General features: G+C 33.6%; 16 protein-coding genes. 4 read left to right on the top strand and 12 right to left on the bottom strand.

All coding sequences use genetic code 11. From position 1 onward, the window contains the following. Positions 1-34: 34 nt before the first annotated feature. Both KHA90_RS08775 and KHA90_RS08770 read left to right on the top strand, forming a co-directional pair. Positions 35-676: a hypothetical protein gene (locus KHA90_RS08775; protein ID WP_213297984.1), complete on the top strand. Its 642-nt coding sequence runs from the start codon at positions 35-37 to the stop codon at positions 674-676. A 51-nt stretch (positions 677-727) separates the two neighbouring features. After that, positions 728-1,321, top strand: a complete 594-nt coding sequence (locus tag KHA90_RS08770) for a hypothetical protein (RefSeq protein ID WP_213297981.1) — start codon at positions 728-730, stop codon at positions 1,319-1,321. Positions 1,322-1,387: 66 nt separating this feature from the next. Here KHA90_RS08770 and KHA90_RS08765 read toward each other — a convergent pair whose 3' ends face one another. From KHA90_RS08765 to KHA90_RS08755, 3 genes are read right to left on the bottom strand one after another with little or no spacing between them, the layout of a single operon-like run. Further along, positions 1,388-1,816, bottom strand: a complete 429-nt coding sequence (locus tag KHA90_RS08765) for a hypothetical protein (protein WP_213297978.1) — start codon at positions 1,814-1,816, stop codon at positions 1,388-1,390. Positions 1,817-1,856: 40 nt separating this feature from the next. After that, on the bottom strand, positions 1,857-2,360 hold the full coding sequence (locus KHA90_RS08760; protein WP_213297975.1) for a hypothetical protein: 504 nt from the start codon (positions 2,358-2,360) through the stop codon (positions 1,857-1,859). A 12-nt stretch (positions 2,361-2,372) separates the two neighbouring features. Then, the gene (locus KHA90_RS08755) at positions 2,373-3,137 is read right to left on the bottom strand and encodes an MBL fold metallo-hydrolase (protein WP_213297972.1); all 765 of its coding nucleotides are present in this window, start codon (positions 3,135-3,137) and stop codon (positions 2,373-2,375) included. Between the two features lie 90 nt (positions 3,138-3,227). On the opposite strand from KHA90_RS08755, the gene KHA90_RS08750 reads away from it, so the two are divergent. Then, on the top strand, positions 3,228-4,688 hold the full coding sequence (locus KHA90_RS08750) for a TonB-dependent receptor (protein ID WP_213297969.1): 1,461 nt from the start codon (positions 3,228-3,230) through the stop codon (positions 4,686-4,688). Positions 4,689-5,005: 317 nt separating this feature from the next. Here KHA90_RS08750 and bcp read toward each other — a convergent pair whose 3' ends face one another. Beyond that, entirely contained in the window at positions 5,006-5,458 is a 453-nt protein-coding gene (bcp, locus tag KHA90_RS08745; protein WP_213297966.1) for a thioredoxin-dependent thiol peroxidase, read from the bottom strand. Between the two features lie 122 nt (positions 5,459-5,580). Between bcp and KHA90_RS08740 the strand changes: the two genes are divergently transcribed. Next, positions 5,581-6,237, top strand: a complete 657-nt coding sequence (locus KHA90_RS08740; protein ID WP_213297963.1) for an endonuclease III domain-containing protein — start codon at positions 5,581-5,583, stop codon at positions 6,235-6,237. A gap of 35 nt (positions 6,238-6,272) precedes the next feature. Here KHA90_RS08740 and KHA90_RS08735 read toward each other — a convergent pair whose 3' ends face one another. From KHA90_RS08735 to KHA90_RS08700, 8 genes are all read right to left on the bottom strand, one after another. Then, positions 6,273-7,337, bottom strand: coding sequence for a hypothetical protein (locus tag KHA90_RS08735; protein ID WP_213297960.1), 1,065 nt, complete (start codon positions 7,335-7,337; stop codon positions 6,273-6,275). 735 nt (positions 7,338-8,072) lie between these two features. Continuing rightward, positions 8,073-8,216 (bottom strand): hypothetical protein, encoded by a 144-nt coding sequence (locus KHA90_RS08730; protein ID WP_213297957.1) that lies wholly within the window; start codon positions 8,214-8,216, stop codon positions 8,073-8,075. Positions 8,217-8,267: 51 nt separating this feature from the next. After that, complete coding sequence (locus KHA90_RS08725) at positions 8,268-8,852, bottom strand: RNA polymerase sigma factor (RefSeq protein WP_213297954.1); 585 nt, start codon at positions 8,850-8,852, stop codon at positions 8,268-8,270. Positions 8,853-9,171: 319 nt separating this feature from the next. Next, on the bottom strand, positions 9,172-9,930 hold the full coding sequence (locus KHA90_RS08720; RefSeq protein ID WP_213297951.1) for a glycoside hydrolase family 16 protein: 759 nt from the start codon (positions 9,928-9,930) through the stop codon (positions 9,172-9,174). Positions 9,931-10,011: 81 nt separating this feature from the next. Next, the gene (locus KHA90_RS08715; RefSeq protein WP_213297948.1) at positions 10,012-11,670 is read right to left on the bottom strand and encodes a family 16 glycosylhydrolase; all 1,659 of its coding nucleotides are present in this window, start codon (positions 11,668-11,670) and stop codon (positions 10,012-10,014) included. A 53-nt stretch (positions 11,671-11,723) separates the two neighbouring features. Next, on the bottom strand, positions 11,724-13,322 hold the full coding sequence (locus KHA90_RS08710) for a hypothetical protein (RefSeq protein ID WP_213297944.1): 1,599 nt from the start codon (positions 13,320-13,322) through the stop codon (positions 11,724-11,726). A 12-nt stretch (positions 13,323-13,334) separates the two neighbouring features. After that, the gene (locus KHA90_RS08705) at positions 13,335-14,834 is read right to left on the bottom strand and encodes a RagB/SusD family nutrient uptake outer membrane protein (protein WP_213297941.1); all 1,500 of its coding nucleotides are present in this window, start codon (positions 14,832-14,834) and stop codon (positions 13,335-13,337) included. Positions 14,835-14,845: 11 nt separating this feature from the next. Then, on the bottom strand, positions 14,846-17,911 hold the full coding sequence (locus KHA90_RS08700; protein WP_213297938.1) for a SusC/RagA family TonB-linked outer membrane protein: 3,066 nt from the start codon (positions 17,909-17,911) through the stop codon (positions 14,846-14,848). Positions 17,912-17,997: the final 86 nt, after the last annotated feature.

Below are 17,997 nucleotides of genomic sequence, written 5' to 3'. Positions count from 1 at the left end.
AACTTCATTCTTAAGAATATAAAAACTTATCAATATGGCTATAGAATGGTACAGAAGAAAATCATGGACAAAAATTGATGAAGAAGAATTCTTTGCCAAACTTGGACGTGCAAGAAAAAGTGGTCGTGCCCAATATTTAAAGATCCAAGCAATTGAATTAGTTGATACTAAGGAAATTTATCTTCTAAATATTGCAAAAGTCTTACTGCAGAAAATATTAACTGATTATCCAGAAGATATTTTTTATAAAAGTACTATTTTTAGCATTTTTGGAGATATTTATTTATTAGAAAATGACATTGAAAAATCAATCGAATGTTATAAACACGCAATTGATTTGGAAAAAATTTATATAAGTGTCAAAACTGATGCTTATTTAAAATATTCTGAATTGATTATCAAAAATCAATTTAAGAATTTATATACAATTGTTGAAGAGATACTTGAACAAAATGTATCTCACTTATTATTCCCTCTTGAAAAATATAAAGTTTTTTCAATACTTTCAATAATTAATAAGTATAATTCTAAAACTGAAATTGCAAATAAATATGCTGAATTAGCAGATAAAAATGCACAAGCCTCGACTTCAGGATTAAGATATCATAAATATTTAGGAATTGTTTCAGAGAGAGATGATTTTCTTGATGAAATGGCTCGCAGTAATAATTATTAAATAAGTTCTAATTTACAGTTTATGTATCATTAGAAATACTAAAATCTAATAATGAGTAATTTCCCAGCTATATTAACTGAAGAGAAAATAAAGGAATCAAATGTCAACTTTAGAAATGCGTTATTTTCTTTAGATAAAAAATTCATTGATAAGGATAACTTGGTTCACTTAACAAGAATTTATTCGGGCACAAAACAACTTGACATCAGGAATAAAATATTACGGTTATTATATGATTTTGAATTTCCTGAATTAGAAGATTTCTTTAATAAGGCGTACAGAAAAGAAAGATATCTGGACATGAAAATCTACGCTCTTCGTGGACTTTCTAAATTTGTAAGCGAAAAAGAAATAGAAAAACTATTGCAGAAATTCGATCAGACATTATCAAAAAGACAAGAAACAACACCTTATAATTATCAGGAATACGAACTTTTAAGAGGACAAAACTCTTTGCCTTATTTAGTGGAAAAATATAATTACAATTGTTTTAAAGAAACTTTGAAGCAAGTCAATGAACAGTATAATGCAATGCCCGAAGCTTTTAAAGGACATTTTACAATAGATGAAAATGGTGATTTTGTTTCAATAAGAAATCCTGAGGAAAGTTCAAAAATGATGAAGGATTTTTTTAATAATCAATAATACAAAGATAATAAAAACAAAAGCCGCAGTTTCAAACTGAAAAACTGCGACTGAAACTGTAAACTATTACTGTCCTATATAAATAATTTTACCTCCTTTTTTCAATACATAACCTTTCCAGGGAATTAATTGAAGATCGCCTTTTATCCAGGAATCACCTTCGGATTTTTTTTCTAAAAGGATTGGTTCTTTTTGAGTATCGAGAAAAAGTTCAGCTTTATTTCCATCAAAAATAACATACGCTACTGTTGAATAAGTTTTTCCGTCTTCAGCATGAGCTAATTTTGTACCCACTTCAAAAAGTCGGACACATTCTTTTTTAAGACCTGACCAAGTATAACCTGCCGAAGCTTTGCATCCGTGAGCGTCTGAATCTCCACCAACTACAACTCGTTTTGCTTCTGGTGATTTTGGGGTTTTATTCTCTTCCGAAACTTTCTTAGCGCAAGAGAATAAAAGACCAATAATAATTGAAAATAAAAATATTTTTTTCATAATCCTATAATTTAATTCTACAAATATAGGATTATTCTTTCTATTTTTGATATAGCCAGGTTTGAATTACTTCAAAACTTATACTTTCATCATCAGCAACAAAATATTTCAATAATACTTCTCCCCATATTTCTCCGTTGCTATAATCTGCGATGATCCATCTGTGGTTTAAAATCTTAACTTTATTGATTATAAATTTATTTGGCCCTATTTTATCTTGTCCTGTATAGGGATTCCCTTTTGGGTTTGCATTTAAATCCAATAACTTCTCTGTTACAACCGGAATCAATTTTTCATATAGAATTACCTTTCCTCCAGTTGCGCTGTTATCAAAGTAATTCTGTGCATTTTCGTTGTGTTCTAAGGAAAAATAATCAGCGTCAGCTAATTTTGTTGTTACTGTATTAATACTGTCTCTTAGCTTCTTAGTGGTTTTATCATATCTTTCTTGCCCAAATTTCACTTCTCTGCTGTAAAACATATAAGTAAAAACATTCATTAATATCGCAAGGATAAATAGATAAAGCATTAAGGATTTTTTCATTTTGTGGTATAATTAAATTGTAATTTGTAAATTGTCGTAAGCAAGAAAAACATTTTCCGGCAGCTGTTTTTGTACTTCTTCGTGAAAGCCTAAAACGTGGCTAATGTGCGTTAAGTAAGCCACTTCGGGCTTCACCAAATTTATAAAATCCAGTGCTTCCTGCAAATTAAAATGTGTATCATGCGGTTCTACACGCAAAGCATTTACTACTAAAACCTTAAGGTTTTTTAGTTTTTCAACTTCGGTTTCATGAATAGTCTTAACATCGGTTAAATAAGCAAAATCATCAATACGATAACCAAAAACCTGTAAATCGCCATGCATGACATTTACGGGAATTGCCGTTTTATCTCCAACCTTAAAAGGTTCGTTGTTCACCACCTCGATTGTTTTGACGCTTGGAGCGCCGGGATATTTGTTTACGGTTTCAAAAACGTAATCAAAACGACGTTTTAAATTATCAATTACTCGCTGATGTGCATAAACAGGAATTTCTCCCTGCCTGAAATTAAACGGACGAATGTCGTCTAAACCTGCCGTATGATCTGCATGTTCGTGTGTAAACAGGATTGCATCAAGATGATTGCATCCGCAAGAAAGCATTTGCTGCCTGAAATCAGGTCCGCAATCGATTACATAAGAATGCTCGTTCCATGTAATCCAGATGGATACGCGGAGCCTTTTATCCTTAGGATCAGTGCTTTTACAAACAGGATGATCGACTCCGATAATCGGAATACCTTGAGATGTACCGGTGCCTAAAAAATGTACCTTCAATTGAACTTATTTTTTTTACAAAAATAGGATTATTTCTCTTTCATTAGAACCCTAATTTGCTAACTTTGTAACAAATCTATTTAAAATAAAATGGGTACAGAAATAAAACTCAAAGGTGACAAGGTCATCGAACAGATTCCTTCTATAAAAGACAAAGCGTTACGCATTAATTTAAACGAGAATATTTACGGAACATTTGCTGAAATTGGGGCTGGACAAGAAACTGTCAGGCATTTTTTCAGATCCGGAGGTTCATCGGGAACTATTGCAAAAGCAATGTCTGCCTATGACAAAGATTTTAGTGATGCCGTTTACGGAATTGAAAATGATGGGCGCTACGTAACCGAAGAACGATTAAAAAAAATGCTGACTCTTGAAGGTCAGATTATTGAAGAGCGTTTAAGCAGAGAAAAACATCCTACAAAACTTTTTTTCAGTTACGCCAACACTGTTGCCACAATAGATTTTGCCAAACAATTTAAAGGTCACGGCTGGGTTGGAATTCGATACCAAATTGAACCTGACGAAGCTTATAACGAAATTATTCTACACATTCGTTTTAAAGAAACTGATGCAAGACTTCAACAAGAAACACTGGGGATTTTAGGTGTAAACTTAATTTACGGTGCTTTTTACAAATACAATGATCCTAAACGATTACTTCGTTATTTATACGATCATTTAGACAAAGACCAACTCGAAATTGATACTATAAACTTCTCAGGACCTCGTTTTGCTGATGTTGATAATCGTTTAATGAGTTTGCAACTGGTTAAAAACGGAATGACGGATGCGGTGATGTTTAACCCTGAAGGGAAAAATGTTTTACCGGCTGCTATTTTATACAAAAAAAATCTTCTTGCTTTTAGAGGAAGTTTTCGTCCCGTTACAAATGTAAACCTTGATATGTATGAGAAATCATTGAAAATGTTTCTTGAAGAAAACAAGGTTGAAAAAGAAAATACGTTGGTAGTTTTTGAAATTACACTTTCGAATTTACGTTCTGATGGTGAAATTGATGAACGTGATTTTATGGACAGAGCCGAATTACTTTGTTCTTTAGGTCAAACAGTTATGATTTCGAACTTTCAGGAATATTATAAAGTGGTTGAATATTTTGCCAATTATACTAAAGCCCGTATGGGATTAGCAATGGGTGTAAATAATTTAATTGATATTTTTGATGAGAAATATTACCGTCATTTAAGTGGTGGAATCCTTGAAGCTTTCGGAAAGTTATTTTACCGCGATATGAAGGTATTTTTATATCCAATGTTGGGCGATAATGGAGAAATCATTACATCTGATAATTTAAAGGTACATCCAAGAATGAAAGAGTTATACAAATTCTTTAAATTCAACGGAAAAGTGGTAGATATTGTAGATTATAATCCGGAAATATTAAATGTATTCTCTCGTGAAGTCTTAAAAATGATCAGCCAAGGAAAATCTGGCTGGGAGCCGATGCTTCCGTCAGGAGTTGCTGAAATTATAAAAGAACATCATCTTTTTGGGTATCATCCTCAAATAGAATTTGAACAAAATAATTAATTAAAAAAAGTCCCATTTGGGACTTTTTTTTTGTTTCATGTTTTTTTGCTTCAGGTTTCAGGTTTTCTCCAAATTTTTCATTTCGACGAAGGAGAAATCACACAGGAAACTCCGCAACTAATTTCGCCAATCTTTGCCGAATACTAGATGTGATTTATCCTTCGTCAAAATGACACAATTGAAGTGAATAGGCTTTTTTGCAAAATAATATTTCTGTCTGGGCGATAAACTTTGACAAAAATATGACCAATTAAATTTCAAGTTTTGAAACCTGAAACAAAGAAAACCTGAAACAAGAAACTCTTTAAACAAAAGATTTATTTCAAAATCTGCGCTGCGTGTTCTTTGGTTTTTACTTGTGAAATTACCTCATCGATAATTCCGTTTTCATCAATTACGAAAGTGGTTCTGTGAATTCCGTCATATTCTTTTCCCATGAATTTTTTAGGTCCCCAAATTCCAAATGCATTTATTACCGATTTATCTTCATCTGCTAATAATGGAAAAGGCAATTCGTATTTGTCTTTGAATTTCAACTGTGCTTTCTGACTATCAGCGCTTACGCCAAGAAGTTCATAATTATTTGCTTTAAAACGCTCAAAATTGTCTCTTAAATCACAAGCTTCTGCTGTACAACCTGGCGTACTGGCTTTTGGATAAAAGAAAACTACTAATTTTTTCCCAGCGTAATCTGCCAATGTATGTGCTTTTCCGTCCTGATCTACGCCTGAGAAATTTGGGGCTTTATCGCCTGCTTTTAATGTTGTCATTTATTTTGGATTTTTAGATTATTAGACTTCTTGGATTGTTGCACTCATTAACCATTCAAAATTTTACAATTCACCATTTACAATTAAAATAATGCTATTTTTACGACTCTAAAAATACGGAAATGAATAAAGAAGCTCGCGTACAATTTGTTATAAATACGTTAAAAGAACTCTACCCTACTATACCTGTTCCATTAGATCATAAAGACCCATATACTTTGTTAATCGCAGTTTTGCTTTCGGCGCAATGTACAGATGTGCGCGTGAACCAAATAACGCCGTTGCTTTTTGCAAAGGCTGATAATCCGTATGATATGATTAAAATGTCTGTTGAGGAGATCAAGGAAATTATTCGTCCTTGTGGTTTATCGCCTATGAAATCAAAAGGAATTTATGGTTTGTCTCATATTTTAATTGATAAATACGATGGGAAAGTGCCGCAAAGTTTTGAAGCTCTTGAGTCTTTGCCGGCTGTTGGTCATAAAACAGCGAGCGTAGTGATGTCACAGGCTTTTGGCGTTCCTGCTTTTCCTGTTGATACTCATATTCACAGATTGATGCACAGATGGAATCTTTCGAATGGCAAGAATGTGGTGCAGACTGAAAAAGATGCTAAAAGATTGTTTCCAAGAGAGATATGGAATGATTTACATTTACAAATTATCTGGTACGGACGTGAATATTCGCCTGCAAGAGGCTGGAATTTAGAGAAGGATATAATAACTAGAACAGTTGGAAAAAGATCTTTAATAGAAGAAGCTGCTAAAAAGAAAATTTAGCAGCTTTGTTCTATTGTTTCCTTTAAGTACTGATTTTACATACTGCTTTTCAAGGCATTGTATTCATTTGTCATATTAAGCGATCTGTATATTCCTAATAGTGATTTGGCCGCACTTTCGTTTTTTGGCTCTATTATTAGTGCTTTTTTAAGATATGGAATTGCACTTTTTACAACTTCGTCTTTTTGAGCGTCTAATACATCATATTGCTTCATTTCGGCCGGACTGTTGCCTAAAGCTGCCATTTTATCTACTATTTGCTTTTTTTGTTCTATTTTAACGTATACGAGATTGATGTAACAATCCATACATTTTTCGTTTGTTTGTAATCCTTCTTCATAATATTTTTCTGCACTGCAATAATCATTGCTCTCTAAATAAGCATATCCTAATGAAGTTAATATTTCTTCTTTTTTTGAAGGCGGAAAAAAGTTTCTTGGCTTTTCATACAATCCTTCCTTAACACTTATTTCTCTGGCACTAATGGAAGTAAAAGATTCTTCTTCTTTTGTTTTTTTGTTTGTAGCATAAAAAATCATTCCTTTTCCAGTATAATTTATTTTTTTAAGCTGCTCAAAATATTTGATTGATGAAGGATAATCTTTAGCTGATAATGATGAAGATGCAGCGTTATAAAGATTTAAAGTGTCTTTCTTGTCAAACAAGTAAACTTCATAACTCTTATCTGAACTTTCTTTGAATTTCCCTGCTTTGTAATCGTTGTATGCTCCATCTACTAATTTTGATTTCATCTCTTTTAATGACGAACTCGCTTTGAAGGCAAATTTATAAACACGGGATTCATTTTCATACAAAAGTACATCTTGATAAGCGCTGGCCGCAAGGGAGAAATTTGCCGCAGCATCGGTATTTTTAGCTGCTAAATCTTTACAAACATTTCCTTTTGTAAAAAAATATTCGGTTTTTACATCATCAGGTGCATTTATAATTTGGTATTCAATTTTTTTCAAAATTGCTAGTGCTTCCTGATTTTTTCCTTTTGCATAGTTATTTTGCGCTTCTTTTAGCTCTTCTTTTTGAGCAAATGCACTCATATTTAGCAATAACAGGAATGATACTATTTTTAGGTGATTTTTCATTTTGGTTTAGTTTGGTTGTTAAATATATTCTTATGGTTAAAAAGAAAAAGATTGGGTGCGCAAATAGAAATATATTGGCGAAAATCAACCTCTGTTTTAATATGTTTTAGAAAACATTAAAACAAACAATAAACAAAATAAATTTAGGGTAGTTTTTCTTCATAAATTAATTGACTTTTGGTTAAACATTTAATTATTAATATTACTTATCTTTATGTATTTCAACTAATTGAAAGTTTTTTAATACAGAAATCTTCTTTATATAGTAATTTCGTTGAATAAAAAATTACTTTTTAACCAAAATAAAACTAATTATTGAATAAATAAACAAAAATCACGTAAAAGATGAAATTTTAACAAAAACACTATTGTAATAATTAGAAAAAGCACTGCATTCTACTGAGTAAATCTATAAAATTAGCTGAATAACAACATATTGTATATTAACAAAAAACCTGTGAAGATCAATAAATTTAACCACAAAGTGCACTAAGATTTAATTTTACTACAAGCTGAAAAACACAAAGTTCGCCTCAGCCAGATCAACACAAAGCTTTGCATTTATTTGTGTTTCTCTACAAGTTTTGTATTAATCCTATAATATTACGGAAAGGTGTAAAAAAGTATTATAAAAAAAACTCACTACCTGTATTTGCATACAAATAGTGAGCTTTCAACCAAAACGACCATTGGTTTTTCTTTCGAAATAAACATCCGACAAATGTAGTGGGCTGTTTAATTAGCTATAATTTCAAAACTTTTTTCGTCAATTTTCACAATCGTTAACGCTTGTGAATAATTTAGTAAAAAAGAAACAACTTCTTTTTTAGGTTTTAAATCTTTAGAAGCTAATGCCTTTTTAGAGTAAATTTTCGCCATACTATCAAAAATGTTTTATAATAGTATAACGAGCTATTTTTCAAAATAGTATTAGTTGGTTAAAATAATTTGATGTTTGTCAATTATTTTTCTTAAATTCATTAGTGCATAACGCATTCTTCCTAATGCTGTATTGATGCTAACGCCTGTAAGTTCAGATATTTCCTTAAAACTCATGTCCTGATACATACGCATTACTAAAACTTCTTTTTGATCTGACGGAAGTTCTTCAATGATCTTTTTTAAGTCAACTTCGACCTGATCAAAGATCATTTTGTTTTCAATAGTTAATGAATCATCAGACATTATAGAAAAAATCGAAAATTCTTCGGTTTCTCTGTACATTGGCATTTTTTTGGTTTTACGAAAATGATCTACAATTAAATTGTGAGATATACGCATTACCCAAGGTAAAAATTTACCTTCTTCATTATAGGAATTACTTTTTAAGGTTTTAATTACCTTAATAAAAGTGTCTTGAAAAATATCGTTTGAAATATCTCTATCAGCAATCTTAGAATATATAAATCCATATATCTTAGACTCATGTCTCTTTATCAATGTCGCAAGGGCATTTTCATTGCCATCGACATAATTTTTCACTAATAGAGCGTCTGGAATATGCAGATCAGCCATAATACTACTTTTTTTTAGTTCTGTTTTAAAATTTGGAGTAATTTTTTCTAAAAGTAGTTTTATTTTATAGGCGAATCTGTGATTTTAGGTTATGTTAATATTCTGACCAAATTTAACAAATTATTATTTTAAAAAGCAAACTAAATGCAGAATATTTAACAATAAAAAGTTAATTATTGCAGTAGTGGTTTATTTACATGTATTTATTCATAAAAAATGACGAAAAAATACTGATAGTTTTAACTAAAAAACAAGATATAAAATACTTACAATTAAATAGTTAAGCTCTTATATCTTGTTCTATAATTCTTTTAAATAATTATTGGTATACGCGAACATAATCTATGTAAAACTTTTGTGGAAGTATGGTATCATCTACTTCAGGGCCTCCGAAATTTCCTCCTATTGCTAAATTTACAATGATATAAAACGGTTTATCAAATGGCCATGTATCTTCGTTTTTAACTTCAGGATTAAAGGTGTAAACGAGTGTTTTATCCACAAAAAAATCCATTTTATCTTTTGTCCATTCTATTGCATATACATGATATCCTTCTTCAATATTTGGGAAAGCGGTTCTTTTTGTATTGATTGTATTGCCATGACTGTCCTGTGTATGTAAGGTTGTATATACCATATGCGGATCTCGCCCAATGTATTCTAATATATCAATTTCGCCTGTTTTGGGCCATTTTACGGCATCAATATTTGCACCAAGCATCCAGAATGCCGGCCATAAACCGTGACCAACCGGTAATTTTGCTCTGGCTTCTATTCGCCCGTATTTAAATTCTTTTTTACCTTTTGTGGTGATTTTTGTTGAGGTATATTTATTGCCTTCTTTTCTGGCTTCGATAATTAAATTTCCATCTTTAATTTCGTGATTTGTTTTGGTATAAATCTGTCTTTCATTGTTTCCATAACCGCATAAATCCGGACAGCCATCGCCAAGTTCGAAATTCCAAACAGTTTCATTTATTTCTTTTTTATTGAAAGTTTCTTCCCAAACCAATTTTCGTTTTACTTGTTGTGCAAAACTAAAACCGGTGATCATTAATAATACAATTACTTTTTTCATACAGCCCTTTTAAATTTAATAAAATAAGAAGGTCAGCCTTAAACTGACCTTCTCACTTCATTTTCTACTAATTAATTTAACCTATTGATATACTCTGACATAATCAATCTCCATGGAAGATTGTGTAAAAGCAGGATCAATATTACCGCCTAGATTCCCTCCCATTGCTACATTCAAAATTAAGAAAAAGTCGCTATTGAAAGGCAATGAACCATCGTTAGGAACAGAATGAATTAAAACATCATCTGCAAAAGTTTGTACTGATGCCGCACTCCAGACTGTTTTATAAACATGAAATTCTGTTGAAACATTTGGAACTGTTTTGGATCCTGTATTTCCATTTCCTCCTGAATGTCCGGGATAATGTAAAGTGCTCAAAATTACATCCTGATTTTTACCCACATGTTCCATTATATCTATTTCACCACAGGCTGGCCATGGTTTTGTTGCATAATTTTGTCCTAGCATCCAGATTGCCGGCCAGGTTCCTACACCTAGTGGAAGCTTGGCTTTGATTTCGACTTTACCATAAGTAAAACTAAATTTACCGTCTGATTTTAATCGCGCCGAAGAATAATCTGCTCCTCCGGAAGCTTCTTTTTTAGCGGTGATTTTTAAGCTTCCGCCCTGAACAATTATGTTTGTAGCGGAGCTGGTATAGTTTTGTTTTTCATTATTTCCCCAGCCGTTGTCTCCTTTTCCTAAATCGTAAACCCATTTTGTGGCATCCGGAGCTCCATCTGTATTAAATTCATCAGACCAAACTAATTTTGTAAAATCTGCAGGTGGTGCCTGAGTGGGTTTTGTCGTTGTAAATGTATGATACCACGCTAATGCCGGATTTCCTCCCATAACGGCTCTCACAACCATTCTGTTTGCTGTAATTGACAAAATTTCATAAGAACTCTGACCTATATAATAGCCCATAAATCCATTATCAGAGAAATTCATTGTTGTTCCTCTGGTTTGTGTGGCGTGATTTGGGTTTGCCATTATAAAAGATTCTGAAGGACTTAACGAAACTGTTTTTTTACCTCCCGTATTATAGGTTAAACAGGCATCATCTGGTGAACTTCCTCCGGCAACACTTGCAAAAGAGGCATTGAAAAATGTTGCTCCTCCATTATTCAATTCAAACTTTAATTGATCTCCATCTAATGAGAAAGTCAATTCATTATCATATAAACAGCTGCTTGCCGGTGATGCTGCTTTTTCAAAAGCTCCTGCTGAATAATAGTTGGGATAATAATTTTTAGTGGCATCTCCGTCATTTTGACCTACTCCTAAATGTCCCGGCTCAGATGCTGACCAATACCATTTTTTAGATGATCCTCCAGTTAAAAGTGTCACTGCTTCGTCATCTCTAAAATTACTTATTACTGTAACTTCTGCGGTAATGTTTGTAGCTATTCCTCCTTTTCCAGATGCAATTACAGTAACTGTATACGTATTTACTCCGGTTTTTGTAAAACGTTTGGTAAATATTCCGCTTGGTGCATTTTCTGAAGTTCCGTCGCTAAATGCATATTTATACGAAACAGCATTATCTCCTGTGGTTGTAAACTTGACCATTCCTGATCCGTCTCCGTTTGGAGCATCGGCAGTTTTCCCTATAATTTCAGCAGTGATTTTTAAATTCGTTGGTGCTGATAAATCTCCAAAAGAATAATCCTCATTTTGACAACTTATAGCAAATAGCATTGCAAAAAGCAGTACGAAGTATTTATTATATTTTTTCATTTTGTTCGTTTTTATAAAATGTAAATTCATTTTAATCTATAAAGGTTTGATTTCTATTTATGAAAATAAACGTTATCAATATAAACTGTATTTGCTCCGGTAGGATTTGCTGAATAAATAAGCTGTGCAATGTGAGCGCGTGTTGTTAATCCTGTAAAATCGCTTAACGGAATATCTAAACTTACCCATGTTCCTTTTGCAGGTGCGGCAATGCTAACTTCGTGTTCTTTATCATCTCCTCCTCCATTATAAACTCCGTTAGCACCAAAATCGACTAATTTAATTCGGAATTCTGTAAAGTCAGCTGACCAGACATCGACGTGAAAGTGTGTCATTCCGGATGCATCAATTGTTGCAGTTGGTTCGATACCTACATAGTTTAATTCGGAGTATTTTTTTACTGCATTTCCTGCAACAGCTGTTTCTTCTAATTTTGCAACTGACCAATCTGTGCGCCAAGTTGCTACAGGAACATTTGTATATGCATCACTGAACATTGAGATAACATCTGCCGCTGTTTTAACTGGTGTTGGTGCCGCCGTACTTAATGCTTCTCCGTTTTTATAGAAATAAATATTATCTATATATATGTTTTTACCTGCCGGAGTTCCAACTAATTTTAATTGAAAAATATCCGCTACCGTAAATCCGTCCTGACTTGTAAATACCGAAATTGGAATATCAATACTTGTCCATTGATTGGCAGTCAAATCTTTTGATACTGCTCTTTCTCCATTAGTACTGCTAATTAAGAATATATCTAATTTTGGTAAATCTGCTGTCCAGACATCCATGTGAATATAATCCATAGCTGTAACATTGGCTTTTACACCATCTGCAAATGCAATTCCTTCATAATTTAAATTGGTATAGTTCAGCATTTTATCTTCATTCAATTTAAATTCAGAATAACCTGTTGATTGCGACCAACTTGGGAAGAAATCTGTTCCTGCTAAGTCTGTATATTTTGAACTGTATATTGAAATTACATTTCCAGCCGGTCTGTTAGGCGGTGTTGGTGCCGAAGCTGTTGGATTGAGGACTAATTTTGCCGTAAAATCTACTTTGTATTCTGTAGTTTTTATTGCTGCACTTTTTGATACTACACGAATGCTGTAAACGCCCGGTTCTTTATATGTATAGGAAACCGATTCGCCATTGTTTGCCGTAATTGGTTCTGGTTTTCCGGTTTCTCCAAAATAAACATCATAAAACAATGCAAAATCAGCAGTTGCTTTTAGGGTTACTTTATTCGATATAGAAACATCATTTGCAATTTCGACTTTTAAATTTGCCGGAGCTTTAAATGAAACCATTACTTCTTTAGTAATTTGGGTTGTTTCTCCGGTAATTCCCATCGCAATAATTTTCGACTGATAAACACCTTCCTTATATGTATGTGTTGTGGTGGTTCCTGATGCAAAATAATCTGAATCCGGCGTTCCGTCTCCGTAGTTTATTTTGTATTGCGTAACACCTTCACCGGTTGGTGTAAAAGTAACCTTACCGGTATTATCCTGTGTTACAGTGGTCAAAGCTGCTATATTTGCCGGTGCACTAAGCCCATCCAAATTAACATTGCTGTCATCGCTTTCACAACCCAAAAGCAGTGCTAAAACGAAAAGACTTATGATATAATGTATTTTTTTCATGATCGTATTTTTTTAATATCCAGGATTTTGTTGCCAGTTTCCGTTTGCGAATTGAATTTCTTCAATTGGTAATGGAAATAATTCGTTTTTATTTGCTTTGAAACCCGGAATTTTGCCCACTGCTTTTCCTGTTCTTACTAAATCAAAGAAACGATGTCCTTCTCCAAAAAGTTCTACTCTTCTTTCAGCCAAAATAAAATCTGTTAATGCTGCTCCTGAAACTGCAATGTCATGGTTTGTATCGCCAAAAGCGCGTCTGCGAACCTGATTTAAATAGGTTCTCGCTTTTGTATCGTCGATTGCTCCGCGATTGTATGCTTCTGCTGCCATTAATAAAACATCGGCGTAACGTATTGCTCTGTAATTATTAGGGTTTGTCAGGTTTAAATCTCCCTGAGCTTCGGCGCTTCTTTTTCTCGGAAGGTATTTTCGATTAAAATAACCTGTGTCTTCATTCCCTTTTCCGTAACTAACTCCTTTTCCTCCGTCAAATGAAGCATTGGCGGCAGCAAAAGCAGCGATATCAAGTATGGCAACATCTTTACGTTTGTCACCAACTTCAAAAGCATCGGCACTTTCTTTGGTTGGAATATTAAAACTAAATCCCGGGGAAAAAAGCGGTCCTGAAAAATTTCTTATTCCGCTAAAACCAACAGCTACGTTTCCTTCACTACATTGTAAACAAGTAAATCCTGCGCCTTCAACATCTGTATATTGTACTTCAAAAACAGATTCTGTTCCGTTTTCTCCGGCTAATTCAAACATTGCATCATAATCTGCCTGTAAAGTGTATTTTCCTGACGTTATTACCGCATCAAGAATATTTGCTGCTTGTACATATTTACTTTGGTACAAATATGCTTTTCCTAATAATGCCTGAGCAGCACCTTTTGTAACTCTGCCTTTTTGAGATGCGGTTGGAGATAAATTAGCAACAGCAAAGGTTAAATCAGCTTCGATTGAAGCATAAACTTCTGCAACTGTTGAACGTGGTGTTGTTTTTTCATCTCCAACTTTAAATCTTGCATCTCCTTTCATCGGGATTCCGCCAAACCATTTCACTAACTCAAACTGGTAATATGCTCTAAGAAAACGCGTTTCTGCAAGTAGTTGGTTTTTTCCCTCAAAATCTGTTTTATCTTTAAATTCAAGAATATAATTGGCTCTTTGAACTCCTGCAAACATCCAGTTCCAGATATCTCTTAAATTGCTGTTTGTCTGAGTATGAATCATATCGTCTACTTGCTGCCAGCCAATTACGTCTGTTGGGCTTTCACCTCCTGCTAATGTATTATCTGAAGCAATTTCGCCTAATAAAACATTTGCATAAGTGGATTGCAACAAGTCATAAGCGGCAATTAATGCCTGATTATAATCTTCTTTTGAATTGAAATAATTCTCAGAATCTATAGAATATTCAGGTTTAGGACTTACAAACTCATCTGAACAAGAAATACTTATTGTCGAGAAGAGTGTTAGCGTTATAATGGTTGTAAATAAATATTTTTTCATTTTAATTGAAATTAAAAATTAATGTTTAAACCCAATAAATAGGTTCTGGGAACTGGATAAAACCCATAATCAATTCCGGCACCAATAGGCGATTGAGAATTTCCGTCGCGATTTGTAGGTCCAAATGAAGCGCCGGGATCAAAACCTTTGTATTTAGTAAATGTGTACAGATTATTTACTCCGGTATAAAGCCTCAGTTTTGTAATTCCGGCTTTTTGAGTCACTTTTGGATTAATTGTGTATCCTAATTGTATGTTTTGAATTCTGACATACGAAGCATCTTCTACATAATAATCTGAAAGAACGTTGTTTGCCGTTGCTCCTGTAGTTACTCTTGGTACAGAATTACTTGTTCCCTCGCCTGTCCATCTGTCTAAAACATAATCAAGTCTGTTGGCATCAGACAAAACTCTTTCGTAATTACGTACCATATCGTTGCCAATTGAGGCAAAGGTGTACATGGCAAAATCAAGGTTTTTATAATTAAGCTGTAAATTGAATCCCATTGTAGCATCGGCAATTGGATCGCCAATATCGGTTCTGTCTTTAGTATCAATTATCCCGTCGCCATTTACATCTACGTAACGAATATCTCCCGGCGAAGCGTTTGCTCCTAAGGCTAATTGTGACGGATGTGCATCAACTTCGGCTTGATTTTGAAAAAGTCCATCCGTTTTATAACCGTAAAAATATCCAATTGGTTTTCCTGCTTCCATACGAGATGCAGCAGGCTGACCTACTCCAAAAGATCCTTGCTCAATAAATCCTGTTCCGTTATTTACTTCCAGAACTTCGTTTTTAATAAAGGTTACATTATATCCTACACTCATAGAAAATGAATCTGAGAATTTTTCTTTGTAATCTATCGCAAATTCAACTCCTGAATTTCTAACTGTTCCCGCATTCATGGTTGGAGCACTTGCGCCGGGAGCACCAATTCCTGTAATTCCTGAAACGGGAATATTAGGAATCAATAAATCTTTTCTGGTATCGATAAAATAATCTGCTACGATGGAAACTTTATCGTTGATTAATCTTAAATCTAAACCAACGTCAAACTTTTTTGCTTCTTCCCATTTTAAATCAGAATTTGGTAATTGTCCTGTTGCGATTCCGTTTACCAATGTTCCGTCAAAAACGTACGTTGCTTCTCCGTTTAAAATTCCTAAGAAACCGTTATTCGGAATTTGGTCATTTCCTAAAGTACCATAACTGGCTCTGAATTTTAAGAAGTTAATTGTTTTTGATTCTCCAAAAAAGCCTTCGTCAGAAACTACCCAACCTGCTGTAAACGATGGAAAATATCCCACTTTATAACCAGGACCAAATTTTGTAGAAGAATCACGTCTAATCATTGCAGAAAAAAGATATTTTCCTTTATAATCGTATTGCGCTCTTCCAAAATAAGAAAGTCTTCTTTGATCATAAACATATCCACCTGTATTTAAAGCGCTCGGTAATCCTTTTGTTAAGGAAAGATCTGCAAATTCCCATGAATTATTAGGTACATCAAAACCAGTTGCATTAGCAGAATTTCCCCATTGTTTGTAAATGGTATTTCCTATTGTTGCTGTAACATTATGGTTTTCTGCAATTTTTGCTGTATAAGTTCCGTAAATATCAAAAGAGTAATCGTTGTCATTTACGGTAGTTTGTGTTACTGAACTTCTTTGTACATCAAACACTTTTCCGCCATAACTTATTTGCGGATTAAAGGTTTTTCCTTCGCTGTTTGCTGTATTAAAACCTATTGAACTTGATAATACAAATCCTTTGAAAATTTTATAATCAAAGCCAAAATTTCCATTCAGTTTTTTATAGTTGTAATCATTATAAGTATTGGCAACCTGCGCTAACGGATTTATAATTTCTGTTCCTAATCCGGTTGTACTTGGCACTAAAGTAAAATTGCCATTTGCGTCATACGGAGTAAAAGTTGCAGGAACGTTTAAGGCATTGAACAATACAGATCCTAATCCGTTTTCGTTGATTGTTTTTCTGTCGAAATACGTGTAGATTACGTTTGTTTTTATTTTGATTTTATCACTTAAATCTGCTCCCAAAGCAATTCTTGCCGTGTTTTTTAAAAAGCCGGATTTAGCTTCGCCTACAATTCCTTCCTGATCAAGATGTGAACCACTGATAGAATAGGTGATTTTATCTGATCCGCCAGAAATGGTAATATCGCTGTTTAATATTGGTACACCTTTGCCCAGAACTTCTTTTTGCCAGTCTGTTCCTTTTCCTAATCCACTTACATTTGGGTAAGGAAGTGGTTTTCCGCCATTTGCATAACTTTCATTCAGCAATAATGCATATTCTGTAGCATTTAGAATTGGTAATTTTCTTGAAGCTTCCTGAAATCCTGAGTAACTGTTGAAAGAGACTTTTGGTTTTGAATTTTTCTTACCCATTTTCGTAGTAATCAAAATAATCCCGTTTGCACCAATTGTTCCGTAAATCGCTGCCTGAGCATCTTTTAAAACGGTAATAGTTTCAATGTCATTTGGGTTAAGTAAACTTAAATCTCCCACATAACCATCAATAATTGCCTGAGGTCCGTTTTCTCCGTTTGTTGCAATACCACGAATACGAATATCCAGTTTTGCGCCCGGTGCTCCGGATTGTGTGGTAACATTTACTCCGGAAACTGTTCCCTGAAGTGCTTGTTCGACTTTTATTGGTTTTAAAATGTCGAGCGTTTTACTGTCTACTACAGAAACTGCTCCTGTTACTTCTCTCTTTTTTTGAGTTCCGTAACCAATAACTACGACTTCATCAAGAGATCTTGCATCATCGCTCAATTTAACAGTTATTTTAGTTCCTGAAACTGCAACTTCCTGCGTTTTAAAACCTATGTAACTAAAAACAATTATAGTTCCTTTAGGAACTGCTGATAATTTAAACGATCCGTCAAAGTCTGTGGTTGTACTTTGTGAGGAACTTTTAACTTTTACATTCACGCCCGGCAGTGATAAACCTGAGTCATCTAGTACTGTACCGCTTACATCAAAAGTTTGCGAGAACGCAAATGATGTACACAATAATAGTACGGTTAGTAATAATTTGGATTTCATAATTAGTTAGTTTTTATTGAAAGCTAAATTTATCTTATCCCTTTAGGAAAACGATAAATTTAACCACAACAAAAAACATACATCTC

The organism is Flavobacterium psychroterrae (genome assembly GCF_018380615.1).
GTDB lineage: Bacteria > Bacteroidota > Bacteroidia > Flavobacteriales > Flavobacteriaceae > Flavobacterium > Flavobacterium psychroterrae.
The sequence above is the reverse complement of the archived record's forward strand: the minus strand, read 5'-3'. Positions and strand labels throughout refer to the sequence as shown.